Here is a 26,701-nt window from a genome sequence, read left to right on the forward strand (position 1 = left end):
CTACCAAACAATGGACTGAGGCCGTCTACTGCCCAATTACGAGATCTCATATCTCGTGTTCGAGATCCGATTCGTTTGAGAGTATGACAGTCAGTTAACAGCAGAATTATCTGTGCAATCGGCCGGCAAAACCACCATATGTCGGAGAGATATCCAAGCAATCAGAACGATCGGCCAGTGAAGGCGATTACGACCCGTATCCGCTCGAAATCCGGCGATCGGGTGGATTATTCGCCCGTGCGCGATCGATTTTTACTGTCGGTCCCACGGTGAATCTTCACCATTCGCTTCAGATTCGATCGAACGTGAAACGTGAAACGCGAATCTACAGCGACTCGATCGACGAAGATCGATTTGACCCGAATCAACCGGGCTCTAACGATCAGGATCGATCGCGACCGGCTCCGAGTGCGATCGACGCGAGTACCGCAGCGATCGCGGGGGTCGACGAGCTGTTCGCGATCCGCCAGGACAGCCCGCTCGTGATCGGCCACGGCGAAACGGGGACGTTCCTCGGCAGCGACGTCACCGCCTTTCTCGAACACACCCGTGAGGTGACCTACCTCGACGACGGCGAACTCGCCGTTATTTCTGGAAGCGGAGTCGAACTGTACCGCGACGGTGAGCCGGTCGAGGTGAGGACCGAACAGCTCACCTGGGAGGCCGACGCCGCCGAAAAGGGCGGCTACGAACACTATATGCGAAAAGAGATCCACGAACAGCCCCGGGCGCTCCGACAGACCCTCTCGGGTCGGTACGACCTCGACAGCGGGACCGTCGATGTGGAAGTCGACCTGCCGAGAGAGTATCTCCGATCGATCGAGGAGATCCAGATCGTCGCCTGCGGGACGTCGAACTACGCGGGGCGCTACGCCGCAGAGCTGTTTGAGTCGCTCGCGGACGTCCGGACGACTGTCGAGATCGCCAGCGAGTACGAGTTCGACGGCGGCCGGGATCCCTGGCGGACGCTGGTGGTCGCGGTCACCCAAAGCGGTGAGACCGCCGACACCCTGTCGGCGATCCGCAAGGCGATCCGGGCCGGCGCGCGGACGCTCGCGGTGACGAACACGCTCGGCAGCACGGTGACCCGAGAGGTCGACGATAGCGTGTTCATCCGTGCGGGCCCGGAGATCGGCGTCGCGGCGACGAAGACGTTCGCCTCACAGGTCGCAACGCTCGCGCTGTTGGCGGTGTACGTGGGCCGAGAGCGCAGCGCGCTGTCGTCGAACCGAGCACGATCGGTACTGGAGTCGCTGCGGAGCCTGCCGGGAGCGGTCCAGCAGGTACTCGATCGCGAGGACGCGGTCCATGGGATCGCAACCGAGTACGCTGACTCCGAGGCGTTCTTCTTTATCGGTCGGAAGTACGGCCGCTCGGTCGCGCTGGAGGGCGCGTTGAAGCTCAAAGAGATCTCCTACGATCACGCCGAGGGCTTTGCCGCCGGCGAGCTCAAACACGGTCCGCTGGCGCTCGTGACAGCTGACACGCCCGTGTTGGCCGTGTTGACCGACGGGTCGGCGGCAGCGGAGACGCTGAACAACGTCAAAGAGGTCCAGGCCCGATCGGCCCCGGTGATCGGCGCGGTTTCAGGTGACATTGGCGAATCGTATCTCGACGTGACCTGGGAAGTCCCCGACATTGGCATGTTCGAACCGCTCGTGACGAACGTCTACTGGCAGCTATTTGCCTACCACGTGGCCAACGAGAAGGGCCGATCGATCGACAAGCCGCGAAATCTGGCCAAAAGCGTCACTGTCGAGTAGGGATGCAGTTTTTTTGATGAACCAACAGCGTCGTTTGTTGAGTCGCAGAATGCAACCGCTATTTCGGACGACTCGGCATCGCTGTCCGTCTGGAACGTCTGTTGGGATCGTCGCGGAAACCGATCGCACGATGCCCGCAAACGATGCGTGAAACATTTGCATTTGTGTATACAAACACAAACTATGGGGACAAAAACGATCGGCGTTCGAGAAGAGGTGTACGAACGGCTACGAGCTCGAAAGCGCCCTGATGAGAGCTTTACCGATCTCTTCGATCGACTGTTGGATGAGACGACTGTCGAGTGGCGTGATGGGTTTGGAACGCTTCAAGCGGATGCAGATGAACTCGAACAACTCGCGGATCGCTCACGCAACCGAACAAATACCGCCCTCAGTGATCGCCAGCGTGAGGCAGCAACAGAACTGACTGAAGGACAATCAGACGATGAAACTGCTTGATACGACCTTCCTCATCCACTATTGGGGCGGTCGAGAGTCAGTGAAAGCATATCTTGAAACCCACGAACGCTGTGAGTTCGTCACGACGACAATCAACATCAAAGAGATCGCCGTTGGACGAGCACTGCAAAACTCGCTTGACTCATTCGAGATTCGATCGGCATTCGATTGGCTGACGATATGTCCGTTTACTGCAGAGCACGCGTTCATCGCCGGGAAGTTGGAGAAGAATCTCCACCGAAACGAGTCAGTTAATAGTGACAAAATCAACGCACTTGCCGGTGATGTATTGATCGCTGCTGTCGCGAAAGAGATGGATGCAACCGTTGTAACGCAGAACGTTGGTGATTTTGCAATCTTTGACGGAGTCTCTGTTGAAACGTATTGACGGCGACGGTCTATCGGTTCGCACTTGTCAATGAAATGTGATTGTTACGGACGATCGCCCAACACCCCGCCGCGATCACCGCGGTAACGGCCGCCGGCCACCGATCGCCAGCAGGCCAGTGACTGGAATTCAATAGGCGTGATCAGTGAGGATGACGCCGATCGTTTTAAATCCAATTTTGATAGCAGGTTCACTGAGCATCCAATAAACATATTTCATTGGCCGACAGACCAATATACAAGGATGGGTAATCCCGCCACTGATGACTTGGATGGAATCAATCGCGTTCAAAAGTACGCTGATGGGACGTTGGTCCGCGTCTTCGTTATGCGGACAACACGGGATGGATACCCATCAGGATGGGCCTACAAACTACACTACGGCGCGACACGACCAACAGCGGAAACACTCAATGACGGAACCATACGCCGATACGACAATTCACACGAGGATACGAAAGGCCATGAACTACATGTCGCACCAGATCCAGAACCAGAGATCATCGACTTTCCCGGGATGGTTCCGCTCTGGGAACGGTTCTGGAGTGAAATTCCGAAAGACCAGTTCGACCTCGAATAACGACACAGTCTCAAAAAAAAGAAACTCATGACTGATACACCGCCACTCCATCCGATAGAACGCGAACAGCTCCAAGAGGAGACGAAGCTGGTTGTTACCGTTTCCTCTTCGAAACAATTCTATACCGATGTTCGGGAAGCGATCGCGGCCCAAGCCGACGGAAAGCGTACGGATTCTCCACCCACGATCGCGTTCGAGAGTTACGACGATCTCATGTCGACACTCACGCCTCGTGTGCTCGATCTTATCAAAGCGGTTCGACGAAAAGAACCAGACAGTATCAATGCGGCTGCTCGTGTGGTCGATCGCGACGTCAAGAACGTTCACGAAGAACTGACAGGGCTTGCGCAGCTAGGAATTATTTACTTTGTTGCGGAAGGCCGCAGTAAGCGTCCCGTGGTGTGGTTCGATGAACTCTCAATTACGCTTCCGTTCGATACTGAGTCAGAGGACGCCGCAGCCGCAGTATCGTAGTATCCATACCCAAACCGGTGAGATACCAGAACCGAACGCTGCGACAACCAGCGAAGCACATAAATTGTATGAGTGCATACATTGTATGAGAATAATGCCGCGGACGACGAGCACCCTCCCGGATGATCTCCACCAACTCATTGAGGGGAGTGTCGATGCCGGTATTTTCGAAAATAAAAGCGATGCGATCCGCCACGCACTCCGTGACTATTTTGCGGAAAACGAGAACGCCCGGCTTGCCGCAGCAATCCACCTCTATGATACCGACCAAGTCAGTCTCGGGAAGGCAGCTCGATTAGCGGGGGTTTCTCGGTTCGATATGCCGGCTCTCCTCCGTGAACACGGTGTTGAAGTCAAACTTGGTCCAGAAGATATGGAGGACGCCAAACGCGAAATTGATGTCGCCCGGGATCTCTGATGCGTTCGATGCCATCAAATCCGACGGTTCTCAATACAACAGCTCCGTCGAATTTCGCGTATATTGATCGCATGGATTTGGTAGACGGACTCCCGCGAGTATGTACTGTTCCCGCCGTCCAAAGTGAACTTCGTGCCGGCGTCGAGTCGTACCCGTATCTCCAGCGAGCACTCGATCGTATCGGTGACACAATTCCTGTCGTTGCGCTAGATGAGCTCGGTGACAATGCAGCCACGAACGTAGCATCCCGTCTCGACCCCGGGGAGACACAAGCATTTACTGTGGCAGAAATCTACAATGGAACGCTTGTGACTGATGACGGTCCTGCCCGCGCACTCGCTCGTACCACTGGTGTTGCCCTCACAGGTTCTATCGGCGTTCTGATCAGAGCCGTGGAGGATGATCGCCTCTCCGAAGCAACGGCCGATCGTTGGCTCAAACGGTGGATCGATGAGACAGACTACCGAGCCCCGTCTCGCGACTTCGCAGACTATCGTTAATTCGGTCTCAGCAGTTCACGATGGTTATGTTGAATATATGTAGAGGTCCCAATATAATCAAGAAAGTCGTAGTGTGCACGCTCGTTCGATTTACCCATTATCCGCGATCGGCCTGCCGCCTGCGGACGATCGCCCAACAGCCCGCCGCGATCACCGCAGCAACGGCCGCCGGCCACCGATCGCTCGAGAGATACAGCCCGTCGATCGCGAACCGCTGCGCCGTGAGCGGCCACCACAGCGGGGCCATGTAGCCCGAGGGCTTGAACAGCAAGGCGTCGAGGACAAGATGTGAGCCCGCACCGATCGCCAGTAAGGCGACGACTCGGCGGCGATACGCAGCGTCGGTGAGGATGACACCAATGGCGATCGAGATCGCTGCGCCGCCGAGGGTGTGGATGCCGCTCCACTCAAAGGGGACCGAGAGACCGGCGGCGACAACCTCACTGGGAACAACGAGCTGGATTTTGGTCATGTCCGGGATCATCGCCCCCATCATACAGACGGTCACGTACTGTGGTGTCACCCACTCATAGCGAAGCGACAGCAGTGTCCCGAGGCTGTAGCCGACGAGCGCGTGGGTGAGTAGATCAACCATTAGCGATCGCCTCCTGACCGATCACCGCGCTCGTTCGCGCGTGGTCGAAATCCTCCTGTCGATCGATCGAGTTGCCAGCCACGGAGGAACCGACTGAGCACCCACAGGCCGGCGATCGCCGAGACAGCGTACATGTAGTACAGTTCCCACGGCTCCCGGGCGTAGTTGCCCGTTGCGCGAATCGTCCACTCGTCGGTGAGCGTGCCGTGGACGACGATCTCGTCACCGATCGACACCGCACTGGCGACGTTCGTGACGGTGAGTTCGATCGGGTCCGCGAACGTCGGGTCAGCCTCGATCACGAGCGGGTCGGTGCTGCGGACGGTTCCACCGATCGTGACGCGATCCCCCGGGGCAACGTCGCTGGCGACGAGATCATCTTCGTTTGGGAAGTCGTTTCTCGTGGGATCGGGCGTGAGGGTCACCCCCGCTGCGATGAGCGTTCCACCGAAGAGGAGCGCGCAGATGAGGAGGGCGGCGAGTCGCGTCGATCGGGTGTCGATCATCTGGCTAGATGGCGATCGGGGAGTGCATCAAGCGTTTCGCTTCCAGTCTGAGCGGCGGTACTGGCGATCGCGGTACCACGCTGGGAGTGTTTGCTGGGATCGATCGAGTCAGTTTATCATCCTCTAGAGCATTATAATATCCTACCGCTGGTCAAGATTCCTCCGCGTTCACGCAGGAGGATATCAATCGTATACAATGTGAGCTACCGGTCTATTTTGCTGCGAGGTTTCACGAGGAGATGTAGCCGATCAACTGATACATAGTGCGAGCGCATACCCACGTCTTCAGGCGCGGGTCAAGCGGACAATAGCGTACATCTCTACCGACGATAGCACGGCTGGATTTCCCACCGTGTGCGATAGTTTTAACCCACCACAGAGGCATAGTGTGCAGTACGGATGAAGACCACACGACACGCAACGTACAACCTCAACTACCACATAGTGTGGATACCGAAGTCTCGCAGAACCGATGGTTCTGCGGACATCGCGGAACATGGTTCCGCTCAGTACCGCCAATCGGTACTCGTCGGTGACGTTGCAACCCGTGTGCGAGACATCCTCCACGAAATAGCCGACGAGAAAGGGTTGGAGATTATCGACCTGACCGTCCAGCCCGACCACATCCACCTGTTCGTCAGTAGCCCGCCGAAACACGCCCCGTCACTTCTCGCCAACTGGTTCAAAGGCATCAGTTCGCGGAAATACAACCACCGACACGCCGACCACGACGGAGAGAAAATCAAGTGGGCACGCGGCTACTACGCAGGAACAGCGGGACACGTTTCGAGCGAGACTGTCGAGAAGTACATCCAGCGTTGCCAGAACTCATGAGTTCTGGCTGCCTGCCAGATGTGATCTGGCAACCTCTGTAAATCGACCATGCCGTGATGGCGGTCACGGGGTCGTACTGCGGGAAGAACTGGCGTGCGTCGGGGACGTCGAGGGGTTTGAGATCGATCGTCGCCGTCCGTCGGCCGTACAGCGGTGCGCTGCCAGAGAGGACCTTGTCCTCCATGACACTGATCGACGAACCGACGAGGATGAGCGTCATACCGGTTTTCTGGATTTCCCTGTCCCAGACGCGTTGGATTCGTGACGGAAGCGATTCGTCTTCTTCAATGAGGAACGGGAACTCGTCGATAACGACGACGGCGTCTTCCTCGCCGAGTGCTTGGAAAAGCACCTCCCAGTCGCGGCGGACGTTCTGCAACGACGGGAACTGTGCGGTGGCGGTGTCAACGAACTGTTCGAGTTGATTCTGTGCCGTCGACTCGACCGCTTGGTAATAGACGGTGTCATCTCGATCGGCGATGGACTGGCGAACGAGCTCGCTCTTGCCGAGGCGACGACGACCGTAAATCACGACGAGGTCTGCCGTCTCGGATTCGTAGCAGTCCGTGAGCTGATCGAGTTCGACGTCCCGATCAACGAAGTCCTCCATACATCCGGTAACGTCCCGACTCCAATAGAACTCCCGATTTTGGAAATCGCGATTTCAGAAATCGTAATTTCTACTTTTGATTCAGATGTTCTACAGTTAGAGCAGGGCCAGTGCTTCAAGGCTTGACCTCGAGACAATTCACGTCGAGATTGTGGATGACGCGGGAACAAGCGCAGCCTCATTCGAGCCAGTCTCTCACTTCGTGGAGATACCGCACAAGCCACGAGAGTTCCGTTTGGAGATGTTCGTAGACCTTCGTGTTGTCAATTTTATCGCCATACTGATGCACAAGGATGTTTCGGAAACCAGCAGCCCGTTGCATCCTAGTGGCAGTTTCTTTAGAAAGTACACCAATATCCGCGAGGACGCCAAATCGCTCGGCGTACGTCTCAGGCATCTCTGTCGCGGAGGTGCGAATCACAATGCTGGCGATGTCGAGACACGCCTCGATCGCGGTCTGAAACTCCCGCTCGACGATTGCTCGCTGTTCTCGGTCGGACCTGTAATCCTCCTCGTCGAGTTCCCGCTTGTTCGCGAGGATTTCGATTGGCTCTTGGACGTATTCGGCTTTTTCTAGAATCCGTCTCTCGGCGTCGTCTGAGAGCGTCATACCCGGGCGTCAAGACGGTCAAGGAGTGCGTCGAACTGTTGCATTCGCTGTTCGTGTGTCTCTGAGTCATCGAGTTTGCTCTCGAATCGTCTGCGATACGCCAGTGCCGTCGACTGGTCGCCGAGAAGATGTTGCCCGGTTTCGATTGCTTCTTTCCCGACCGCTGGTCGTACCGCGTCCAGATCGGTCACATCGACGCGATCGATTTTGAGAGTCGTCATCAATGCAGTGGTGAGATCGATTCGCTGCTGGAGACGCTGGTCAGCAGTGAGAGAGTCGTCGAACGCGACAGCGATGTCGACATCGCTCTCCTCACCCGCGTCTGCCCGAGCGTGCGAACCGAACAGGACGGCGAGCGTGACCGGATACGCTGCGATGGTATCAGTGAGTGCAGCGATATCAATAGCGCATGTCTGTCTGCTCTCGTCATCAACCACCATGCCCATTATTTTGGGAGCCATCAGTTTATACATATCGGGCACTCGACACGCCTTCTGTTACTCGTCGTGACTTCCTCCCACGACTGAAGTCGTGGGCTTCCCCTCCGCTGGCACGTGATTCAGTCGTCTGAAACACCGGGGGCAACGTTCCCAGTCTCGTGACTGGTACTTTGGTTTGCGGGTGCCTCTTTGGTCGAGTGACCATCGTGTTCTACCGTCCACGCATGGTCGTTCCACTCAAGGCATGGTACCGAATTTTGGCTTCCATCCACCTTCGTGTCCTCTCCAGTGGCCGCGGGCCGAGCCATCGACCCACTCGTCTGTATCTCTATACGCTCCGCAGCGTGCTTCTGAAGGAAATTCACCGACCCTGCGATATCCGAATGCCCCTCACGTCCACACGAGTGGCATTGAAGCAAGTCTCCACTCCGATGCACGTCGTCGCTCCTACACGCGGGGCACATCGACGACGTCCCTGCTTCTGACTTCTCAGTGACTGTTATATCGTACTCGAACTCCAGAACCCCGTCGAGCCGTCGTCGGAAACGCCCGTGCGCCCAGAACAGGTCCGTCTTCTCGTTCACTGTCGCGGACCAATGCTTCTTTCGCACGTCACCCAGCGCACCGACGATGAGTTCCGTGACACCTCTCTCAGCGAGCCATTCGCCGAGGTCACGTATGAGAGCATCCATCGCGTGGTTGCGTTGCTCACCGCGCGTATGGTACGTATCTCGAATTTGCTTGCTCGACCACACGTTGTCGCCGAGTATGGATTGCAATTCAGCGATTCGTTCAGTGTGAGCGTGGAACGTGTCAAACGCGGGTCTCCCGTGGTACAGGCGATGGTTGCCTTGGCTAGTCGTGACGGCGGCGAGATTGTTCGCACCGATGTCCACCGCTGCCACTACCGTTTCGCCGCTGCTGGTAGTAGCCAGTGAAATGGGTTGATAAGAGTCCCGTCGACGCGGAGGATTGTCCTCGTCACCGACGGTTCTGTATGCAGTGAACGTTTCGGTGTCTCTATCGTACACGATCTCCAAGCGACCCTGCTTGCCCGTCCAACGGGGCTTCCCTGCAACTTCCAAGCGCACTCGCTCATGGTATCCGAGCCCGTATTTCTCTTTGAGATCCATCCCCACAGGGATTTCGAGACGGCTTCTGTCGCCGAGTTCGAGAGTGTACTGGTCGTTGCGGATGACGGTACGTGGCGTACGCTTGCCGTCTTCTTTCCAGTATCCGGGTGGACTTGGCCTATCTGCGACTGTTGAGTTGTTTGGGTCTCGGTATTTCGAGAGGAGCGAGAAATATGATTTCCACGGCTCCCAGTTTTTCTGCACGAGTTGCTGGGGCGTGCTGGAACTGAGGATTTGGATATACTGTTGGCGGTATTCCTCTTGGGTAACCGCTTGTTTGACCGTGGATTTCAACTTGCTTACGGAGACGCGGTTGTCCGCGTTGTCTGTTGTCTCGAAGAGGGTTTGTCTACGGTCGTAGTTGACTTGGTTGTTACAGGCTGCTGACGCGTCTAATAGTTCGAGGAGAAGTAGCGTATCTCGGTGAGAGCGTGGTCTCACTTCAAACGTATCACAACGCGCCATTACCACTTATTACGAGATACATGGTTATAAACACATCGGTTGGCGTCGAAGCAAATGGTTAACATGCTGGAGATCGCATGATTGCTCACTATGGATCGAGAGAGAGAAACAGGGGGCGAGTTCAAATCGGTCGTTTCCGACGACGAGGTATTGGGTGTGTTGAGCAATGCTAATACCCCTGTTTTGACGACGCAGATGATTGCCGATGAGTTGCCAGTGACTCGTCAGGCAGTATATTATCGGTTACAAGAGTTACATAAAGATGGGAGTGTGGGCCGAATGAAGGTTGGCTCTCGGGCGGTGGTATGGTGGGTTGCCGAAGAGTCGGAGTAACGTGGGAATCACTGGATAAGTGTCGTGCGTAGTTTGTGTAGTTCTTCCGACCGCTTGGACCCACGACTGAAGTCGTGGGCTTCCGCTATCTTTGTGTCAAGTGAACTACCTCTGCCTACTCGCCACCTTCGGCGGCTCCTTGAGGAAGGGGCTTACCGCCTATGAACAGCTAAGATTGTGGATTTCAAGCCCATGGTGTCAATCTGTTAGGCCAAGAGAGACACGTAGTGCTTTCTCAATCTCTTCGAGTTGTGAAGCAGTGACAAAGCCGTAGTTGTTCGTTATGCGTCCGTTGATATCGACAGTTCGTATCTGGTCAAGTTGGACATGTGAGTCCATTCCTAGTTCATCCATTGATCCGGGAAGATTGACGTGGAACGGATAGTTCGTATGACCCTTAGAAATAGGAGCGATAATAGTTGTGGGTGAATATTTATTTCCAGTATCGTTTTGGATGACAACGGATCGTCGTGATTTATAAATCTCGCTTCCGCGAGTATCGTCATCGTGCTTCCCACCTAAATCAACCCTGACGATGTCTCCTCTCCTGACTTTCATTCTATTTCCCGGGGTGGTTCTCCAAGCTGTCTGTTTGCCTCGTTCGAGACGTGGCTCCATTGTTCATTGACTTCTGTGGCGTGGACAGCATTCTCCTGATACGCCCGTGCGAGTTCCGAGTCTGATGGGTCCATTGCTTCGTCGATTGCTTCTTGAACGAGCTGGGAGAGGTTGACCTGTTTATTTTTAACCCATTCGGACTGATCTTCCCGTATCGTGATGTTCTTTCGTTCCATGAAAGTGTGTATGTAGTGTGTATTAGTAAATGTGTCGGTCAGACTCGACTCATCACGTTCTCGAATGCGTCAAGTTCGTTGTCCGTCAGTGGATCTTGCTTCCCCGCCAGATCTCGGCTCTGTTGTAGTCTCATGGGGCGGACTGGTTTGCGTGTGCTTCGAACGGTCAACTGCCTCGGGGTCAAGCCCCGAGGCTTGTCAGTGAACTCCCGCTCTAACCGAGTAACCCGGTAGGTCGGAATCGACCGTTCGCGTTCAACGTTCCTGACTTGAGAGCCAGTTGACTCGTGGCTCGTCCAGCACCAGACTTGAGCCAGTGCTGGATAAGACGCCACCCAACGTTCCGAGCGGCGTTATAATCGCTGTGCAACTGCTTCCCGCACTTCAAGCACTCGAACTCGTCACCATCTCGGTTATCCTCATGCGTGAAGCCACATTCGCCCTGGCTACACCGTTGAGACGTGTATGCAGGATTCACGTCATCCACGTCGATGCCGTGTTCTTCGGCTTTGTATTCGACGTGGCGTTGCAGTTCCTTGAACGCCCACTGCTGGAACTTGCTGGCGTTCGAGATGCGCTTCCTGATGTGTTTCAAGTTCTCGAACGCGATAGCCGTACAATTGTTCTCAACGGCTTCCTGCACGATGGCTTTAGAGATTCGGTGGAAATAGTCCGCACTCCACTGGGCGAAGCGGTCGCCAATCGACTGCATCGTGAGGTGAGCCGACCGAGTGCCTGTCTGTTGCAGGTTCCCACGCCGACGTTCGTATTCGTCGCGCCGGTGATTAAGATAGTCTGCATTACCGAGGAACGCTCCCGTCGAAGTGACAGCGACGTATCCATCCACGTTCAAGTCCACACCGAGAACCACTCCGTTCTCGGATTCTTCATCGCAAGAACTGTCAACGTCTTTCTTCACAGCGACGTGGAGGTAGTACGTTCTGTCACGCTTGTGGAGCGTTGCTTCGGCTTTCTCCCATTCGTCAGTCCAGTAATCCTCGAAAGGCGTGCCTTCCTCGTTGACCGGGGTGACGTATTCTGCGGTCACGCGCTTGTCGGTCGTGGCGAGGGATACGTGGTCGTCGTTGTACGTGATGGTTCGACCGTTGTACACGACAACACTCCCTCGAAACTCGGGCCTGCTGGCTCGTTCACCGTCGAACTTGCGGTCTTTGCAGTTCCCGAGTGCGGTCGCCGCGAGGTTTCTCGCGGATTGGACGAGACTGGATTGCAGGGAAAGTTTCTCACGAACGTCAGAATACGTCTCTTTGTGGAGCGTATTCTTGGTGTCCGTGATGTTGTAGGGGTTGTCGTCCCATCCGTGGTCAGCGACGTGTTGCGCCGCGTGTCGGAACTGCTCGAACGTCTCGTCGAGGACTTCTACGTCCTCGTCGGAAACATCGAGTTTGACTTGGATGTTCCGAACAACCTCCATACTTCATAAGTAAAGGTAAGACTATTTAAAACTACATATAGGGAGTGGGGAGTCAAGTTTGCTATCGAACGTGGTTTGTGAAGGATAGTGTCGGCTTCCTGCCCGAGGTCAAGCCTCGGGGTATCCGCCTTGAATCTTGATGAAAAACAGCATTCGAAGAGAGCGCCCGAAACCCGCCGCAAATCGGAGTTTCTGGCCGTTCTAAGAGCCGTCCTGTCGGTGCCCGCTCCAGTTCCGGCGTGGCCGGTGTCACGTGCCGAGTCGAGGCACCCCAGACACTCCCACAGCAGTCGCAAATAAAAATAGGTCCGATCGGCGACTTACCCAGCGTCAGTAAGTAGCTGGTCGAACAGTTCCGGCGTGACTGCTCCGAGCGTCCGGATCGCCGTACACCCAGGCGCCTCGAAATCATACCGATCCAGCGGTGTGGTCTCGGCTTTCACCGCCGCGGGATCGATCGGCAGCCGCGACTCGCCCGCTGAATCCCCAACTAACACCTCGACGACGCGATGGCCCAGCTTCCGATTCGAGACCACCCACAGCGCGGCCTGCGGATCAACCGCCGCCATCGCATCGTAATCGTCGGGCACGCCCGTCCGGAGGTCATTCGTTGGCCGTTCGACCTCAACGGCGATCACTACAGTCTCAGTCGCATCCAACCCGACCACGTCCAATCGAGTGTTTGCGTCCGGCGGCGACCAGTACCGCTCGACACGATCGATTGGTGACGATCCGTCGTTCGCCAGCGTCTGCAGCGCCCGCACCGCTGTCTCAACGCCTTTGATGTGGGCGGCAGACTCATTCGAATCACCGCGTTTGGGCTCTGGTGGGGCCCGGCCGTTGCGAATCTTCCGGAGCAGTTCCCGGCCCGCATCGGTCAGATGATAATACTTTCCCCGAAGGTCCGTCTGGAGGGTGATGTATCCGGCTTCTTCCAGCAGTGCCTCATCGCTCGCAGTACAGCCCGCAGCCTCTCGCAGCGGGAGCATGGTGTCTGAGACAATGTCCCACGCACGGACGTCGATCGCCCGCCGCCGTGCGCGCTCGATCAACCGCAAAAACATCAGCTGTCGAACCGTCACCGGGGCCGTCTTTGCCTCCCAGGGATCAACCGTAAGACCGATCTCGACGATCGGCAACGAATACGCACTCGGAGCGGTCTCCTGCGAGCAGGCTGCGGTCGCCGCCCAGACCCCATCGAACGTCGGGGGCCACCGTTTTGGATGCGATCGATCAGCCTCGAGCGACGGCGACGATGCGGTCGATGTTGAGTCTGTGTCTGGATCCGTGTCTGCCCGCCCCCCAGACTCACGCCCAGCGCCGACGGCCCCATCTGCACACACCACCGAATCGGTCCCAGGATCGTACGCGATCGGGGCGGGCAACGAGGTCTCCTCGAGCCACAGGGTGTGGCTGAACGCACGGCGGATCTCTGGGTCCGAGAGCTCGGTGTGGGTACTGCTGACGGTCGCTTCAACGACCCACTCGTACTCGAGCGAGCGGGTTCGACACGCCCGGATCGCCTGCGAACACTCGGCGGCAACCCCCGCTGTGGCCCGCTCGGTTGAACCGGCTGCAGACGCAGAATCGGTCTCGTGTGTGGGCGCTTCGTCCCACTCGGGATGGCCCTCCCGTAGCTGTGGGGCAGCGACCACGAACGGCTCAAACGGCGTTTGCCCCCGTGGCGCACGGGTCCGCACAAGCCAGTCACCAACCAGCAGCGTCGCAGCGATCCGGTTGGCCGCCCGTTCAGCATACTGATGGCTTAGGGCCGCCTGGATCGCCGCCGTGTCGGTGTGACCAACAATGAGCGTACCGATGTTCCCGCGGATGTGTTCGCGAAGCTCCTCACCGAACTGCGCTAACAGCTGGCTCATCAGGTACACCGAAATGTCGAACGAACGGCCCTCCGAAAGCAGATCCAACAGCGTCTGGAGGTCGCCCAGGGTGTGGGCTTCATCCAGATACAGATTCGCCAGTGGTCTGTCGCCGCTGCGGCGGCCGTCGCGTTGGCGCAGCCGGCCGGCGATGAAAAATCGAGTGACGATCGCCCGCGCAAGCGTTTCGCGGTGGGCACTGTTGAGCCCGCCCATATCGATGATTACCAGCCGATCGCTATCCAACAGCGAATACCAATTTACCTGCGCGGTAGGGTCAGCAGGCACCGTCCCGAAAGCCTCGCCGACCAAGGAGGTCCGCACCAACGGGGTGATACGACGGAGCGCACCGTTGACAAGCGCCGAGCGCATCTTTTGGGAGTCACTCGCCTGTGCCTCCAACAGTTGCTGGAACCGCCCGTCATCAACGCTGACAGAAAAGGTTCCATCCCGGAGTTTCTGGAGTTCGGCGATGAGATCGGTCACCGAAAACGCATCGACGCCCGAGCGAAAGATCGCGGTCGCAACCGACCGCAGCAGTTCAATCGATTGGGCGGCCGCCCCAAAGGCCTCTTCGTCGCCGCCGGCGGCCGCAAACACGTCGATCGCCGCCTCGACGACGATCTCGATGAGCCGTTCGCGGCTGATCGTGAGTTCCTCGGAGGAAAGATACGGCCGCAGATCAAACAGCGGCAGCCGCGGCAGCGCTTCGGCGGCATCCAACACGACCACCTCCGAGAGATCACCGTCCGCATGATAGTACATCGGCAACAGCTCTGCGGCAAACCCGCCCTTTGGATCGACGACGAGATCGAGCCCCTCGGTCGCGAGGGCGTTGTCCAGACAGGCGATCTGGGCGGTGGTGGTCTTGCCCTCGCCAGTCCGGGCGAGATGAGCAACGTGTCGGCGCTGCAGGGCCGGGGGGATCGACAGCGTGCGATCGGCGACCTCCTGGCGGGTTCGATACGGACGGCCAATCGTCAACCCCGGTCCACTGAACCGTTCGGCCACCCGCCCGCCGGCGCTGTGTTCACGCAACTGGAATGCAGAGGGTACTTCAGAGTCAGACTCAGAGTCAAACCCCATTGTCACGGGCTGTACCTGCGGTTGTTTTTGCCGTGTCCACGATCATATTTACCAGTAGTGTTTGTGGGAGAATCCATGTTGGCCCGTTTACCAAGTGAGATAAACTCCCGAATCTGGTCATCGGCGACGGCAATCGTGGCTCTGCCAGTGCGGGGGTCGCGCGGATCGATGGCTGCACGTAGCGACGGCTTTGGGAAGACGACGCCATTGCGAAGCTGGTAGGTTGCGGTCCGGGGGTCCGCTGGGATCGGCTGCACAGTCGGTGAGGCCGGCGAGATCTTGCTGAGTGTTGGCAGGATCGACCTAGACGCAGAACCAGTGCGCTGATCAGTCAGCTCGACGGCCGAGATAAAGTATACTTTGCTGGTCTTGTCGACGTAGGTGTCCCACGATTCGTGCGTCAATCTATACAACAGTTTATCATTAAGTCGATGAAGGTAATCGGAGTTTGTCAGTACCGTGCGTAGGTCATTTATCGGCAATGAGGGCCTGTCCTCAGAGGTGAATATATTGATCCCAAGAATCCGGGGAACGTCCTGTTTCGACAGTGCTTCGATCGTAGCCTGCAACCGCGTTTTTTCTGTGGTCTCCTGATGGGGGTCTGTTTTGGGTGGCACGATCGGGGCCGTAAGATCGACAGCGAGTGTGTGTGCATCTGTAATCTGGTGGCCCCCCCACCGTTCGAAGGGTTCGTTCAGCCCGACTCGGTCGACAGGACTGTTGAGCTCGTCGCGTGCGTCAGAGTAGTCGTCTTTTCGGAGTACGTACAGTTCAACCGATGAGGACGTCCCAGTTGTCAACACGATGCGCGCAAATCCATCTTCGCCGTGAAGACCCTCCGTAGATTGGCCTTTGAGGATCTTTTTGACAGCCCCACGAGTTGTGCTGTCGGCCGCCAAGTGATAATACTTGGGGTCTTTGGGGTCCATCTTTGGCTCTGTAGGTCCGTTGCGCAAGGCAGAACGGAGTGAGTTCAATTGTGAGATAACTTCACGCATCCCGTTCACCTCGCGGCGTCGGTGTGTCCTCACCTGTAGACGAGTCGAGGAGTCGATCAAGAGTCTCAGATTGAGTGTCGATCGGTGAGGGGTGTTGTGTCGAGCTGCGACTCCAACGGTAATACCGCAATAGTAGGCGCGCTTCTTGCCATTTACTGTACGCGTAGAACGCTGGGATTGCGAGTAAAATTGCCAAGATGAGTCCCGGTGTAAAGATGAGAATCAGCCTGAGAATCAGTTCAATCACGAGCCCGCCGTCGCTCAGGTCCGCAATCCAGGCGGCACTGGCGGTCACGAGTGTGCTGTAGATGTCAGTGCTATTCAACAGGGCTGTAACTGGTATCGCGATGACTACCTGCACGTATGCGTCTGCAGTACCAGGATAATTGTGATCGGTTCGATTCGAAGAGGAGGAGTGTGTTGAATCTGGAGGATTTTGTCCGTTCATCAGAAGCAATTATTGCCCCAATAATAAAATATTTTACGGATCCCCCCAATTAATGTTATCCTTTTGCTGACGTGGCTGGCGACGCCGTGACGACGCTGCGAACACACAGACCTCACAGCCTGACACACAGAACGCTCCCAGCGTATGCACTCGCCCACACAGCCACAGTGGGACTCCCAAAGCGCTATCGGTACGGTCGTCGATCGCTGCGGTCGACGCCCACCGCCAACGAACAACGCTTGTCAAAAAGTCTCATCAGTGCCGGCAGAACGAGCCGAATGGACAAGAACCTGTTAGAACCCAACCTACGACCGCACACACTGGAACACACCAACACAGACACAAACGCCACACAGTCTCCACAGTGTGACAAACCCGTATCCGGTACTGAGCGGGATTGTCACGGGCATATACAACTCAGCTCGTGTCTCACCGTGTCGACAACAGTATCGACCGCCAAGTAGGCTCATACGACAGCATGTCAGTATCTACTAATATTACAAACACCGATCGGCCCAACCAAACCCACGCTTGTCGGCCGGCGAGTCGGTCACAGCCACACCCACAGACTCCCAACCCCACCTGAGACTGCTAGCTGCACCAGAGGGCGGTCGGCCACAAGTGCCCGCCGGCAATCGGGTCGAATCCAACCAGCACCCGTCAGGTAGGGGCCACCACACGGGAGGACCGACACGGCGCCCACAGCACCCAACCACACCAGGCGGGGCAAATACCCACCCAAGCGCAGACCACGTAAGTGACCGAGTGCGGCCACTGCGTTGCCACCAATCGAACACCACCGCACCCGCTCTCGCCCAACCAATACAGCCCCACACAGCCATACACAGCCACACAACGACAGTGTGTGACCGCCGCACTGACAACAGCCGTTCGGGCCGTGACAGCGCCGACAGGCGCCCTCGATCGGTCTCAGCGCCGCAGAGGACGCTGCCAAACCCACTGGCTGGCCGGTAACTGAACGCCGAGCCGACACCCCACCGGTCACCCGCCCTGAGATCACAGCACACACACCACCGCAGACACAGGCGATCGACAGCGGGGCCGACGCCAACAGCACAGACCCAACGTGGTGAGACCCACAGTACAGTACAGTACAGTACAGTACAGTACCACCACACCGACCGCACCACGGTAATCGATCCTCGAGCACCACACGATCTGGGCCGTCTTTTGACACCCACCACAACTGAGCCCGCCAACCGAAAAAAGAACCTCACACACAGAGCGCACTGATTCGGCTTGATCGAGGGTCGATCGATCACCTACCACTCATCACCGACCATAGCCCACAACGCACACGGCACACCCAACCAACGGGTGAGAAACCACATCGATCGACTCGAATGAACGGAAATTAAATCCACTGACCTGAAAGCGACGATCGACGCCAAAGAGCGATCACCACGCCACACCCCGCCAGTGTTCGCTACGGCTGCAGGCACAATCGAACACCGATCGGAGACACAAATAAAGAGCACAAGGAGGGCGATCGAGAGCGCCCCGAGTGAGCTACGTCGAAGCCACGAGACGAAACACACCGACACAGGGAGGCGTAACCAGTCCACAAGAGCTATCGGGCGGGCGTGCTCCCCAAGAGCGGATGGCTGGCCGCTGAGTCGACACTCCCCTGCGCGGAGATGCGACCACTGACCGCCGCATCGACACACTCAGGCTGTCATCCCGCCCAGTCGCAAGCGAGGGTCTGCGGAGAGAGGAGATCGAGACACGTGGGTTGGCTGGTGTGCAACTGGAACGTACCGCTTGCACCTCCCAGCATGGCCCAAAGACACGACACAGTGGTGGGCGCCACCACAGAGTCGACGATCGCTCACACCAACGGGGAGGCAAGCCAATCCATGATCGATCCAACTACGAGCCAACGCCACAGTTTGACGGCTGGCCTTCGAAAACCCGAACCCACCGAAGCTGAAATCGCTGCGATCGACAGGACCGCCAGTGCCAGTTTGAACATGGACACCACCATCGCCAGCAAAGCGAAAGCGGGCTCCGATCGCCGACAAACCGGCAGGCCATCGATCGACGCTAAGTTCCCAGCCAACAGTCGCCGGCAGACGGGTCGATTGGCCGCTAATCGATCGGCCACAGCGAGAAGTTCCTCCCATGGAACCAGGTCGGGCAACTACCACCGGATAGGGGAGATCGGCGTGTCGTACATGTGAGTCTATGTTCCGGACAACGCCAGTATCTGTCACAGGGCTATGAGCGGCGTAGCATCGGTTATAAGATCTATAACGTGATTAAAATAAATACGTACTTGTGTCAGTAAGTACTGAGTAATTGTATTAAATCGCTTTTTTCATCTAACTATCAATCATACTCTATCTTATATTTGTTCAGAGTCGGGACGATCGAGCAGACCATTTTGTTCTAAAAGCCAACACCGATCAGTCCCTAATAAGTGTGGAACTCCCCTACGAACTCGATACATCCGAACGACGGAGCGATGCCGTAGCGTGTGGTGCGGTTTCGAATCGGGTTCACGAAGTGAAGAACAACCTCCCAATACTATACCGTCAATTGGCCACCAAGTAACGTCGATGGGATCGGAACCGCTAGGGGCCTCCGCACTACTGGCACCATCCAATCGTACCCATCTTCACTCGGATCGGAAGACCACCACTACAACTACTTACAACATCTCAAACGAAACTGCAACTGCTCACAGACCATGCACCTCAATCGACCTTATGATTGCACAAAGGGCTACCGTATAGTGTATCGATCGATCGGTCGTCGTCGGTCACCATCACGGACCCACCCCGGACGATCGGCCGAAGACACCAGCTGTCCACGGAACACAGATGAGGAGCGATCGACCACGCTAGACACACCTCGTACCGAGTGAACACGCGATCGAGTGCGTGTTTCCGCTGTAACCATGTCTGGTAACGAGAGCAATTCACAAATGCGATCGATCGTACGTCATCAAATAACGACGATAGCCGATTAGGGAGGAGACTCTCACCACAATTTCAAGTGAAGCTGATGAAACAGTGCTGTGTCTGTGTGAGTCTGATCGATCCCAGAAGCAAGTGTAAATATAGTTAACGCATTGGATATATATTCTAGTAGGCCGTACCAGTACATATGTCCAACAGCACAGACGAAGAGACCAACACGTCAATGACACGTGGAGAGCGTGTTCGCGCAGCAGCGCGATCGCTCCGGACGCCGCGTACCGCTTCGTGGGTTGCTACGGAGACCGGCGTCTCAGTCAAAACAGCACAAAAGTATCTTGAGCAGCTCGTTGCGGACAACGTCCTGCGGAAAATTACGCAGGGTGAGCAGACACGCTACTGCGTTGATCAACTGATGGCGACGTATCGAGAAGTCGCAACGCTCCAGCGCGAGCACGACCGAGAAAAACTCACAGCAGCACTTGCGTCGATGCGTGCGAAGATTACCGCCTGGAAGACATCGTACGACGCCGAAACCCCCGGTGAACTTCGAGCGAGCATTGCCGAGCTTGACGACAAAGCAGAGATCAACACTCGTCGGGAAGTAGCGACCGAATGGGAGCATCTTGAAGATCGCATCCCGGTCATTCGGGCCGCACTCAACGAGTATGAATGGGCACAAAGGCGCGATTCAATTTCTGTGTGACGAATGGGGCTTTCAGGCACGATCGACAGCTCCGTCTATCAGGGGCTCAAGGATGTTCTACTCGGTATCCGGTAGTCACAACCGTCACCTACGAGCCTGACAGCATCGTCAAAAAATATCTTCGCGCCGAAATTGACCCAACACGCGTTGCTCCGCCGACGGGTCCAAAACCACCAACGCTCGATGTTGAGTGGCGATTCACAACGGCGACCCAGCACTATCGCATTCACTACGCAGATCCAAACACAGGCTTAAATTGCGGATGGCATCGTGACGAAGACCATCCCGAACTTGGGCCACTCCACTTCCAGTACGAGACGCCAACGACTGGGGATGCTGACCGCCATCCCGATAAGTTCAAAAAAACGGTCCCAACCGAGATACTGTGGGCCGCACTCGATCGGCTCTTCGAAACGAAAGTACCAGAACTCACCGAACGGTAGCCCACCAACACCACCACAGATCCACCACAACCGACCATGGATCACGTTCAGCTCGTTGCGGATATTCCACCACCACCACAGATCCACCACAACAGACGTCCCAGGCGGGATCACAACTGCTTACAGCCCACCACCCCTCCCAATCGACCCTGTGGTTGCACGACGCGCTACCGGACGGTGTATCGCTCTCACATACCGATTGATCTGAGACCGGAGGGACCCCACCATGTCCGCATAATTCCCTACGCGGTAATGCGGTTCATTACATCACGAAGCCGCTCGTTCTCCCGAAGGACGTCGATCGTTGTACCGTGATCAGCAGTATTCAGTTCAGCACGCGAAAATTGACGTGTCGCGCCCAATTCGATCAAGACTGTCAGACGGCAAACAATCGCGCCGGGGATTGGGGGACGATCGGCCAAAAACACCAGCTGTCCACGGAATACAGACGAAGCGCGATCGTCACGAAGGACACGCACACCTCGTACCGAGTGAACCCGCGATCGAGTGCGTGTGTACGCTCTGATATCCTCCACACGGCTAAAGCCGTGGGGTTGAATCCACGAGTAGCGGAAGGTTCGCAGGTTCGCCGTCGCGGGGGACGATGACCTGCGTTTCGGGCCGTACCAGTTCGGCCCCCGCCTCGGACAGCGGTTTCGAGAACTTGCCCAAGGCTCGTTTGCCGATATTCAGCGCACTATTCTTGTCTGCGTTGTCGTCAAGCCCACATTCGGGTCAATGCATTCACGCCCACTCGCTAGGTCACGGTCCCATCGTCAACGCCATTGATCGAGCCAAATGTGTTCTCCATGCAATTCTTCGGGCGGATAATGATCCAGCACGCGTTCGATGATTCGTACTGCTGCTTCCGGCTGATCACGTAGAAAAATCGGGTCAGTATAAATAACGATACCATTGTGGTCAACATCGTCCCCAACCGTACCGGCAAAATCTTTCTTGTCATGGGTGACCAGTAAATACCCCTGATCGGCGCAGTATTCGAGCAGTTGGCGATCGTTTGTTGCTTCCCCGAACAGATCATTGGCCTTCAGGACCTCGAATCCACTCGATCGGAGTGTCGTAATGAAGACGTTCGGGACGTGTTCGTCGGTGAGAAAACGCACCGTCACTGTGCCGGGGTCGGCGGGGCAAGTGCTGTTTCTGCGAGCCGCTCTTTGGTTCGCGCACGGTCACGACGGAGTTCACGCATCTCGGTTGAATGCTCGTGATAATAGGCAAGTGCAGTATACACCTCCGCGAGCGTCCGATCGAGCTGATCCGCAACGTCCGCCGGCGAGCAACCTGAACCGACGAGTTCGTACACGTCAAATACGCCGATACGTGTCTCCGCGATTCGTGGCTCACCTCCGAGGACGTCTTCCGTCGCCACGATTTCGACCATGTAATTAATTGGTGTTCACTATATTTAAATGTTGACAGCCCGCACATCCAACCATCTGAGCAACGTATCGCAGTATGTCACACCCATACAGTAGTTCACACCGTATATTTTCAGCACAAAACAGCCATACATGTAAGCGAAATAGAAAATATGAGGTGGAAAATGCGAAACCCGTCGGATGACGAAAGCTCCCGAAAAGAGCGGACACTCATAGTCGACGACAGGGGGCGAGTTACGCTTCCAAAAGACGTCCGAGAACAGTTGGGAATCGAATCGAACGATGAGCTACCGGCGACGCTTGTCGGCTCCGTCCTGGAAATCAACCCAAAGCCGAGTTCGGAATTAGCGCTCGCAACGGCTGGCCGCGATGACTGGGAGAACACGACGCCAATCGATGCAGGAGACGCGCTCTTTGGATCGAAGGATGAGCGATCGGGAAGCTCTTTACTCGGCATCTCGGTGATACAACTATCTGGCTCCGTTGGTATAGTTGTTTTTATAGTAGGTATACGTATATCTCTGTGAGCGCTCTCGTGGGAGCTATAGCGCGAATAGTATACGTGCGGCCGTCGCGACAATATGTATGTATAGATTGTATATAAACATGTATACTAAGATTGTGGATTTCAAGCCATGGTGTCACAATATAATACTAACCTAAGATTGTGGATTTCAAGCCATGGTGTCACAATATAATACTAACACTGGAGAGGTGGGTATTCCGGTTGCTTCGTGAGAAAATTTCAACCGATAATAGATGAAATTTGAAGCAAAAACTTCTTAAACACATATATCCGAATATATTGTATGGTCAAAACCATTCGAGTATCCGAAGAATATCATGAGTGGTTGACGGCACACAAGGAGGGTGACGAGACGATGGAAGAGACGCTTCGCCGAATGACGCGCGGCCCTCGGCCGGGCGACGTCGCCGGACTCCTAACCGAGAAAGAAGCCGAAGCGGCCAAAGAAGCAGTGGCGGGGCTCCGAGAGCGTGACCGCGACCGTCTTGATGCGGCCCAGATCGCCTTCGACGGCAGTGACAGCACCGAATGATCATCGATTCGTCATTCCTTTTTGACCTTATGGCAGAGGACCCAGATGCGTTCTCGAAGGGTTGCGTAACAGCTACAAAAAATACGAGTAAACAGTATCTAATAGCATGATTCATACTCGAAAGTATTACTATTACCTGTAGCGAATTTACAAGAGTCACATGGCCCTCAAACACGGTCTATACGAACGTTCAGGAGGTTTTTGTGACATTCCACACTCTAGCAAGCCGTTCCGCTGGAGTGCGTGCTTCGATGAAGCGTCCTGCACGTTGCTGGTGCTGGGAACGTCACTTGAAGGATATCCCTACGGTCGCCCGGTGCGTCCCGCGAGAAGCACGAAAATAGAGAGTAGCAACGTAGTGAGGCCCAGCCACTCACAGCAAAACACTGCTGATTGCTACCGAAAATAGGAACGGTGTGGAACTCGTTGAGAACGGCGAGATGCAGTGGCTGCCAACGCCAGTGGTCGCAGAGGCGTACTACGGTGTTGCCACCGTCCGCAGCACCACCACCGAGCAGGAGTTGCGGAATCGCCTTCTCGGGTATCCTCGTATTGAGGTTGACGACGAGATCGCACGGAGAGCTGGCGAACTCCTCGCGGCGGCAGATGACCGTGCCGGATCGAACGCGGGTGTCGGGGCGAACGATGGCTACATCGCTGCGATGGCTGACGTCCTCGATGACGCGGTTCTCACAAACAACGTCGACGATTTCGAAAGGCTGGGCGTGCCAGTTGAAACCTATTGATCGCCGAGATTGTCTCACCCCGATCGATTTCAGCAAGCAATGTAGCGGCTTGATCGTTGGTCCGCAACGTCCCGAAGACCCACAGATTCGTATCGAGGATCTTCACGTGTCCGATCCGTACACCTGCTCGGCCGTTTCCTCGCGTGCTTCGGTGACGGCGCGTTCGAGATCGTCCGGATCGACTTTTTCCCCGAGTGCTGTAAGCTGGGTGTCGATAGCACGATCAGACTCGCGGCTCTGTTCGGCCTGCGCTAGCAGCTGTTCAAGTCGAAGTGCGGCGATCGCCGTGTCGTCGTTGAGATCTCGGAGGTGGCCACGGCAGGCTTCTTTGATGAACTCACTCTTATTCGTGTAGATTCCCGTTTCCTCGAGGAACCGTTCGATTTCGGTATCAAGTTCGACAGGGAACTTGACGCTGACACTGGCGTACCTCATAGTAATACCATCGTGCTACGATAATATAAATGACGCGCTCGAACGGGATGTCGGTCATAAGAGTGTCGCGGGTAAACGCCGGGATTCTCTCCTCGTAGAAAGATAGCTTTTTCATAAAATAAGTTGTTATACTCTATAGTGATTTAGTACTAGTAATGAATACGAAATCAATAAAAAATATAAAACAGGGATTGTCACGGCGGGAAGCTCTCGCACTAGCCCGGCTCGCAAGTCAGAACCAGACCATTATTACAATCGACGACATCCAGACGGCCATCGATGTCCCGTACGACAACGCAAAGAAAATTGCGAACAACCTCGTGCACAAGCGGTGGCTTGACCGATTGAAAAGCGGGACCTACCTCATCGTGCCACTGGCCGCGGGTGAGACTGCCGAGTACACCGAACACGAGTTCGTGATCGCCGCCCACCTTGTCGACCCGATGTACATCGCTTACTGGACCGCCCTCAACTACCACGGGTTGACAGAACAGGTTCCACTGACAGTGTTTGCCGCGACCACAGCACAGGTACCGGCCCGAGAAATTCACGATGTGACCTACACGTTCGTCACGGTGACCGAAGAGAAGTTCTTCGGCTACGATCCGGTGGCGATCGACGCCCAGCAGGTGAACGTAGCGAGTGTGGAAAAAACCCTCGTCGACTGTGCCGACCATCCGGAGTACTGCGGTGGCATCGGTGAACTGGCGAAGGGGCTGGCAGCCGCTGACTTTGAGCAGGCGACGCTGACCGAATACCTGCGCCGGCAGGGGAATGGGGCCGCGATCAAACGAATCGTATACCTTGCGGACCGCTTGGAGATTGAGCTTGAACAGCGAGACGAGCTTGTTGCTGGGTTCACCGCTGGGTATTCAAAACTGGATCCGACTCGCGGTGACGAGGGACGACATGTGAGCGAGTACCGATTGCTGGTGAATGTGCCAGCGGACGAGATCACGACCATGGTCGGTGACAGATCGTGATTTCTGATGCGAGAGTGCGGGCGTTGGCACGGCAGGACGGAGTGACGGCGGGGTTGGCAGAGAAACACTATGTGAACTCGTGGGTGCTGTACGCTATTGCGACCAGCCCCCTCGGTGAGTCTCTCGTGTTCAAAGGCGGGACAGCACTTAGCAAGCTGTATTTCCCCGAGATCTGGCGATTCTCTGAAGACCTCGATTTTACTGCAACTGAACAGCTACCCGATATTGAGCGGATCCTGGAATCAACGCTTGCTGACATCGAGGCAGAATCTGGGATTCGATTCGAGATACGGAATATGCACGCGGCCGGTGAGCCGGTTGAGTATGTACAGTTCGGTGTCCAGTACGATGCGGTGTTGGGCCAAAAGAACACAACGGACCTCGATATCACGTTCAACGAGCCACTGGTATTCCCGATCGTCAATCACGAGCACACGTTCGAAGACGTTCCCACGTTCAGCCTTGCGGCGTACAGTATGAAGAAATCTTGGTGGAGAAGCTTCGGAGCCTGTTTCAGCGGGCGCGGGCCCGGGACTACTACGATATCTACCAATTGCTGGAGCAGGAATCGTTCGACGACGCGAAGATTGTCGCTGCCGTACACGAGAAAGCACGTGCGCACGAGGTGGAGATAGCTCTGGCGCAGGGGGTGCCCGAGGACGACGTGGAGGCGGTTCGGGCATACTGGGACCGAGGCTTGAATCGGCTCGTCACAGAGCAACTCTCGTTCGATGCGGTGATTGAGCGAATCGACACATACCTCAAGCAGTTGGAGAGCGTGACGGAGTGAGGACTGTTTTTGCTGATCTGACTAAAGCAGGTGGGCTTTCGCCTCGCAACCTAGTAACTGCCGAGCAAACATGTCCGTATTCGTACTGCCTGGGTACTCGTTCTCGTAGCGCTCCTGGAGATCACGGAGTCGGTGCGTCCGATCGTACGAGGTCTCAGCTTGACTTCGGAGGCCTTCGAGGAAGAACGTAAGCCACTCGTCCCACGCCCCGTCCTCACTCACCGCACGCATGCGTTCGACGTACTCGACTGTGTGACGGTTGAAGTACGCGCTCGGGTAGATATACGTAGACCTCTATGAGCTCTCTCGTGGAAGCTATAGCGCCAATAGTATACGTGCGGTCGTCGCGACAATATGTATGATCTATCCAAATGAAGTGTGATCGTGGAAGCTACACAGAGACTCCTCTCAGAACTCAATCAGGAATACCGCGTTCTGCTAAAGAAATAACGGATA

30 protein-coding genes and 3 pseudogenes are annotated in these 26,701 nt (G+C 56.0%); 16 read left to right on the forward strand and 17 right to left on the reverse strand.

Translation table 11 applies throughout. The annotated features are described in order from the left end of the window. Window positions 1–305: 305 nt before the first annotated feature. The 7 genes from glmS (at window position 306) to E5K03_RS04895 (ending at window position 4,581) form a co-directional block, all read left to right on the forward strand. Window positions 306–1,763 carry a glutamine--fructose-6-phosphate transaminase (isomerizing) gene (glmS, locus tag E5K03_RS04865; RefSeq protein WP_240729934.1) on the forward strand — a complete coding sequence of 486 codons (1,458 nt, stop codon included), beginning with the start codon at window positions 306–308 and terminating at the stop codon, window positions 1,761–1,763. A gap of 183 nt (window positions 1,764–1,946) precedes the next feature. Next, on the forward strand, window positions 1,947–2,222 hold the full coding sequence (locus E5K03_RS04870; RefSeq protein WP_138005233.1) for an antitoxin VapB family protein: 276 nt from the start codon (window positions 1,947–1,949) through the stop codon (window positions 2,220–2,222). Beyond that, entirely contained in the window at window positions 2,209–2,610 is a 402-nt protein-coding gene (locus E5K03_RS04875; RefSeq protein ID WP_138005234.1) for a PIN domain-containing protein, read from the forward strand. Before E5K03_RS04870 ends, E5K03_RS04875 begins: the two co-directional genes overlap by 14 nt. A 243-nt stretch (window positions 2,611–2,853) precedes the next feature. Beyond that, window positions 2,854–3,189, forward strand: a complete 336-nt coding sequence (locus E5K03_RS04880; protein WP_138005235.1) for a toxin-antitoxin system TumE family protein — start codon at window positions 2,854–2,856, stop codon at window positions 3,187–3,189. A gap of 27 nt (window positions 3,190–3,216) precedes the next feature. Then, window positions 3,217–3,663, forward strand: coding sequence for an HVO_A0114 family putative DNA-binding protein (locus E5K03_RS04885; RefSeq protein ID WP_171006594.1), 447 nt, complete (start codon window positions 3,217–3,219; stop codon window positions 3,661–3,663). A gap of 94 nt (window positions 3,664–3,757) precedes the next feature. Next, a complete protein-coding gene (locus tag E5K03_RS04890) occupies window positions 3,758–4,081 on the forward strand; it encodes a UPF0175 family protein (protein ID WP_138005236.1) in 324 nt (107 codons plus the stop codon). 71 nt (window positions 4,082–4,152) lie between these two features. Next, window positions 4,153–4,581, forward strand: coding sequence for a twitching motility protein PilT (locus E5K03_RS04895; RefSeq protein ID WP_240729935.1), 429 nt, complete (start codon window positions 4,153–4,155; stop codon window positions 4,579–4,581). Window positions 4,582–4,678: 97 nt separating this feature from the next. Here E5K03_RS04895 and E5K03_RS04900 read toward each other — a convergent pair whose 3' ends face one another. Continuing rightward, window positions 4,679–5,176 carry a metal-dependent hydrolase gene (locus E5K03_RS04900; RefSeq protein ID WP_138005238.1) on the reverse strand — a complete coding sequence of 166 codons (498 nt, stop codon included), beginning with the start codon at window positions 5,174–5,176 and terminating at the stop codon, window positions 4,679–4,681. Continuing rightward, window positions 5,176–5,682 (reverse strand): hypothetical protein, encoded by a 507-nt coding sequence (locus E5K03_RS04905; RefSeq protein WP_138005239.1) that lies wholly within the window; start codon window positions 5,680–5,682, stop codon window positions 5,176–5,178. The genes E5K03_RS04900 and E5K03_RS04905 overlap by 1 nt, the downstream gene beginning before the upstream one ends. Window positions 5,683–6,081: 399 nt before the next feature. Between E5K03_RS04905 and tnpA the strand changes: the two genes are divergently transcribed. Then, window positions 6,082–6,516, forward strand: a complete 435-nt coding sequence (tnpA, locus tag E5K03_RS04910) for an IS200/IS605 family transposase (RefSeq protein WP_138005240.1) — start codon at window positions 6,082–6,084, stop codon at window positions 6,514–6,516. Window positions 6,517–6,547: 31 nt separating this feature from the next. On the opposite strand, the pseudogene E5K03_RS04915 reads toward tnpA, so the two are convergent. From E5K03_RS04915 to E5K03_RS04930, 4 genes and pseudogenes are all read right to left on the reverse strand, one after another. After that, a pseudogene (locus tag E5K03_RS04915) lies at window positions 6,548–7,126 on the reverse strand (AAA family ATPase); the annotation flags it as partial. 178 nt (window positions 7,127–7,304) lie between these two features. Further along, entirely contained in the window at window positions 7,305–7,736 is a 432-nt protein-coding gene (gene hepT, locus E5K03_RS04920; RefSeq protein ID WP_138005241.1) for a type VII toxin-antitoxin system HepT family RNase toxin, read from the reverse strand. Then, window positions 7,733–8,176 carry a type VII toxin-antitoxin system MntA family adenylyltransferase antitoxin gene (gene mntA / locus E5K03_RS04925; protein WP_171006595.1) on the reverse strand — a complete coding sequence of 148 codons (444 nt, stop codon included), beginning with the start codon at window positions 8,174–8,176 and terminating at the stop codon, window positions 7,733–7,735. The genes hepT and mntA overlap by 4 nt, the downstream gene beginning before the upstream one ends. 119 nt (window positions 8,177–8,295) lie before the next feature. Next, window positions 8,296–9,774, reverse strand: a complete 1,479-nt coding sequence (locus E5K03_RS04930; protein WP_138005243.1) for a transposase — start codon at window positions 9,772–9,774, stop codon at window positions 8,296–8,298. Window positions 9,775–9,864: 90 nt separating this feature from the next. On the opposite strand from E5K03_RS04930, the gene E5K03_RS04935 reads away from it, so the two are divergent. Then, window positions 9,865–10,107 (forward strand): HTH domain-containing protein, encoded by a 243-nt coding sequence (locus E5K03_RS04935; RefSeq protein WP_137197505.1) that lies wholly within the window; start codon window positions 9,865–9,867, stop codon window positions 10,105–10,107. Between the two features lie 198 nt (window positions 10,108–10,305). Here E5K03_RS04935 and E5K03_RS04940 read toward each other — a convergent pair whose 3' ends face one another. The 6 genes from E5K03_RS04940 to E5K03_RS04965 all read right to left on the reverse strand — a co-directional run bounded on the left by E5K03_RS04940 (window position 10,306) and on the right by E5K03_RS04965 (window position 16,745). Next, a complete protein-coding gene (locus E5K03_RS04940; RefSeq protein WP_137197506.1) occupies window positions 10,306–10,665 on the reverse strand; it encodes a type II toxin-antitoxin system PemK/MazF family toxin in 360 nt (119 codons plus the stop codon). Further along, window positions 10,662–10,901 carry a hypothetical protein gene (locus E5K03_RS04945; RefSeq protein ID WP_205742953.1) on the reverse strand — a complete coding sequence of 80 codons (240 nt, stop codon included), beginning with the start codon at window positions 10,899–10,901 and terminating at the stop codon, window positions 10,662–10,664. The genes E5K03_RS04940 and E5K03_RS04945 overlap by 4 nt, the downstream gene beginning before the upstream one ends. 214 nt (window positions 10,902–11,115) lie before the next feature. Next, window positions 11,116–12,336 carry an RNA-guided endonuclease InsQ/TnpB family protein gene (locus E5K03_RS04950; protein WP_138005244.1) on the reverse strand — a complete coding sequence of 407 codons (1,221 nt, stop codon included), beginning with the start codon at window positions 12,334–12,336 and terminating at the stop codon, window positions 11,116–11,118. 320 nt (window positions 12,337–12,656) lie between these two features. Next, window positions 12,657–15,299, reverse strand: coding sequence for a TraM recognition domain-containing protein (locus tag E5K03_RS04955; RefSeq protein WP_138005245.1), 2,643 nt, complete (start codon window positions 15,297–15,299; stop codon window positions 12,657–12,659). A gap of 2 nt (window positions 15,300–15,301) precedes the next feature. After that, window positions 15,302–16,228, reverse strand: a complete 927-nt coding sequence (locus E5K03_RS04960; protein ID WP_138005246.1) for a hypothetical protein — start codon at window positions 16,226–16,228, stop codon at window positions 15,302–15,304. A gap of 61 nt (window positions 16,229–16,289) precedes the next feature. Then, the gene (locus E5K03_RS04965; protein WP_138005247.1) at window positions 16,290–16,745 is read right to left on the reverse strand and encodes a hypothetical protein; all 456 of its coding nucleotides are present in this window, start codon (window positions 16,743–16,745) and stop codon (window positions 16,290–16,292) included. A gap of 3,129 nt (window positions 16,746–19,874) precedes the next feature. Here E5K03_RS04965 and E5K03_RS04970 point away from each other — a divergent pair. Together E5K03_RS04970 and E5K03_RS04975 are read left to right on the forward strand one after the other, a co-directional pair. Then, window positions 19,875–20,390, forward strand: coding sequence for a DUF7342 family protein (locus E5K03_RS04970; RefSeq protein ID WP_171006596.1), 516 nt, complete (start codon window positions 19,875–19,877; stop codon window positions 20,388–20,390). Further along, window positions 20,387–20,833 carry a hypothetical protein gene (locus E5K03_RS04975; RefSeq protein WP_240729937.1) on the forward strand — a complete coding sequence of 149 codons (447 nt, stop codon included), beginning with the start codon at window positions 20,387–20,389 and terminating at the stop codon, window positions 20,831–20,833. The genes E5K03_RS04970 and E5K03_RS04975 overlap by 4 nt, the downstream gene beginning before the upstream one ends. A gap of 540 nt (window positions 20,834–21,373) precedes the next feature. Here the strand turns inward: E5K03_RS04975 and E5K03_RS17875 are convergent. From E5K03_RS17875 to E5K03_RS04990, 3 genes and pseudogenes are all read right to left on the reverse strand, one after another. Beyond that, a pseudogene (locus E5K03_RS17875) lies at window positions 21,374–21,568 on the reverse strand (RNA-guided endonuclease TnpB family protein); the annotation flags it as partial. A 41-nt stretch (window positions 21,569–21,609) separates the two neighbouring features. Then, window positions 21,610–21,957 carry a DUF5615 family PIN-like protein gene (locus tag E5K03_RS04985; protein WP_138005248.1) on the reverse strand — a complete coding sequence of 116 codons (348 nt, stop codon included), beginning with the start codon at window positions 21,955–21,957 and terminating at the stop codon, window positions 21,610–21,612. 2 nt (window positions 21,958–21,959) lie between these two features. Further along, window positions 21,960–22,235, reverse strand: coding sequence for a DUF433 domain-containing protein (locus E5K03_RS04990; RefSeq protein WP_138005249.1), 276 nt, complete (start codon window positions 22,233–22,235; stop codon window positions 21,960–21,962). 162 nt (window positions 22,236–22,397) lie between these two features. Between E5K03_RS04990 and E5K03_RS04995 the strand changes: the two genes are divergently transcribed. The 3 genes from E5K03_RS04995 (at window position 22,398) to E5K03_RS05010 (ending at window position 24,037) form a co-directional block, all read left to right on the forward strand. Continuing rightward, window positions 22,398–22,760, forward strand: a complete 363-nt coding sequence (locus tag E5K03_RS04995; protein ID WP_138005250.1) for an AbrB/MazE/SpoVT family DNA-binding domain-containing protein — start codon at window positions 22,398–22,400, stop codon at window positions 22,758–22,760. A gap of 282 nt (window positions 22,761–23,042) precedes the next feature. Further along, complete coding sequence (locus tag E5K03_RS05000; protein WP_138005251.1) at window positions 23,043–23,291, forward strand: hypothetical protein; 249 nt, start codon at window positions 23,043–23,045, stop codon at window positions 23,289–23,291. Between the two features lie 416 nt (window positions 23,292–23,707). After that, entirely contained in the window at window positions 23,708–24,037 is a 330-nt protein-coding gene (locus E5K03_RS05010; RefSeq protein WP_205742954.1) for a type II toxin-antitoxin system VapC family toxin, read from the forward strand. A 102-nt stretch (window positions 24,038–24,139) separates the two neighbouring features. Here E5K03_RS05010 and E5K03_RS05015 read toward each other — a convergent pair whose 3' ends face one another. Further along, window positions 24,140–24,472: a ribbon-helix-helix domain-containing protein gene (locus E5K03_RS05015; RefSeq protein ID WP_138005252.1), complete on the reverse strand. Its 333-nt coding sequence runs from the start codon at window positions 24,470–24,472 to the stop codon at window positions 24,140–24,142. A 155-nt stretch (window positions 24,473–24,627) separates the two neighbouring features. Here E5K03_RS05015 and E5K03_RS05020 point away from each other — a divergent pair, with 155 nt between their 5' ends. Both E5K03_RS05020 and E5K03_RS17475 read left to right on the forward strand, forming a co-directional pair. Next, the gene (locus E5K03_RS05020) at window positions 24,628–25,455 is read left to right on the forward strand and encodes a type IV toxin-antitoxin system AbiEi family antitoxin domain-containing protein (protein ID WP_138005253.1); all 828 of its coding nucleotides are present in this window, start codon (window positions 24,628–24,630) and stop codon (window positions 25,453–25,455) included. Window positions 25,456–25,580: 125 nt separating this feature from the next. Continuing rightward, window positions 25,581–26,245 (forward strand): annotated as a pseudogene (locus tag E5K03_RS17475) (nucleotidyl transferase AbiEii/AbiGii toxin family protein). A gap of 21 nt (window positions 26,246–26,266) precedes the next feature. On the opposite strand, the gene E5K03_RS05030 reads toward E5K03_RS17475, so the two are convergent. Next, window positions 26,267–26,476 carry a hypothetical protein gene (locus tag E5K03_RS05030; protein WP_240729938.1) on the reverse strand — a complete coding sequence of 70 codons (210 nt, stop codon included), beginning with the start codon at window positions 26,474–26,476 and terminating at the stop codon, window positions 26,267–26,269. Window positions 26,477–26,701: the final 225 nt, after the last annotated feature.

This window comes from Halalkalirubrum salinum (assembly GCF_005543295.1).
Classification (GTDB): Archaea; Halobacteriota; Halobacteria; order Halobacteriales; family Haloferacaceae; genus Halalkalirubrum; species Halalkalirubrum salinum.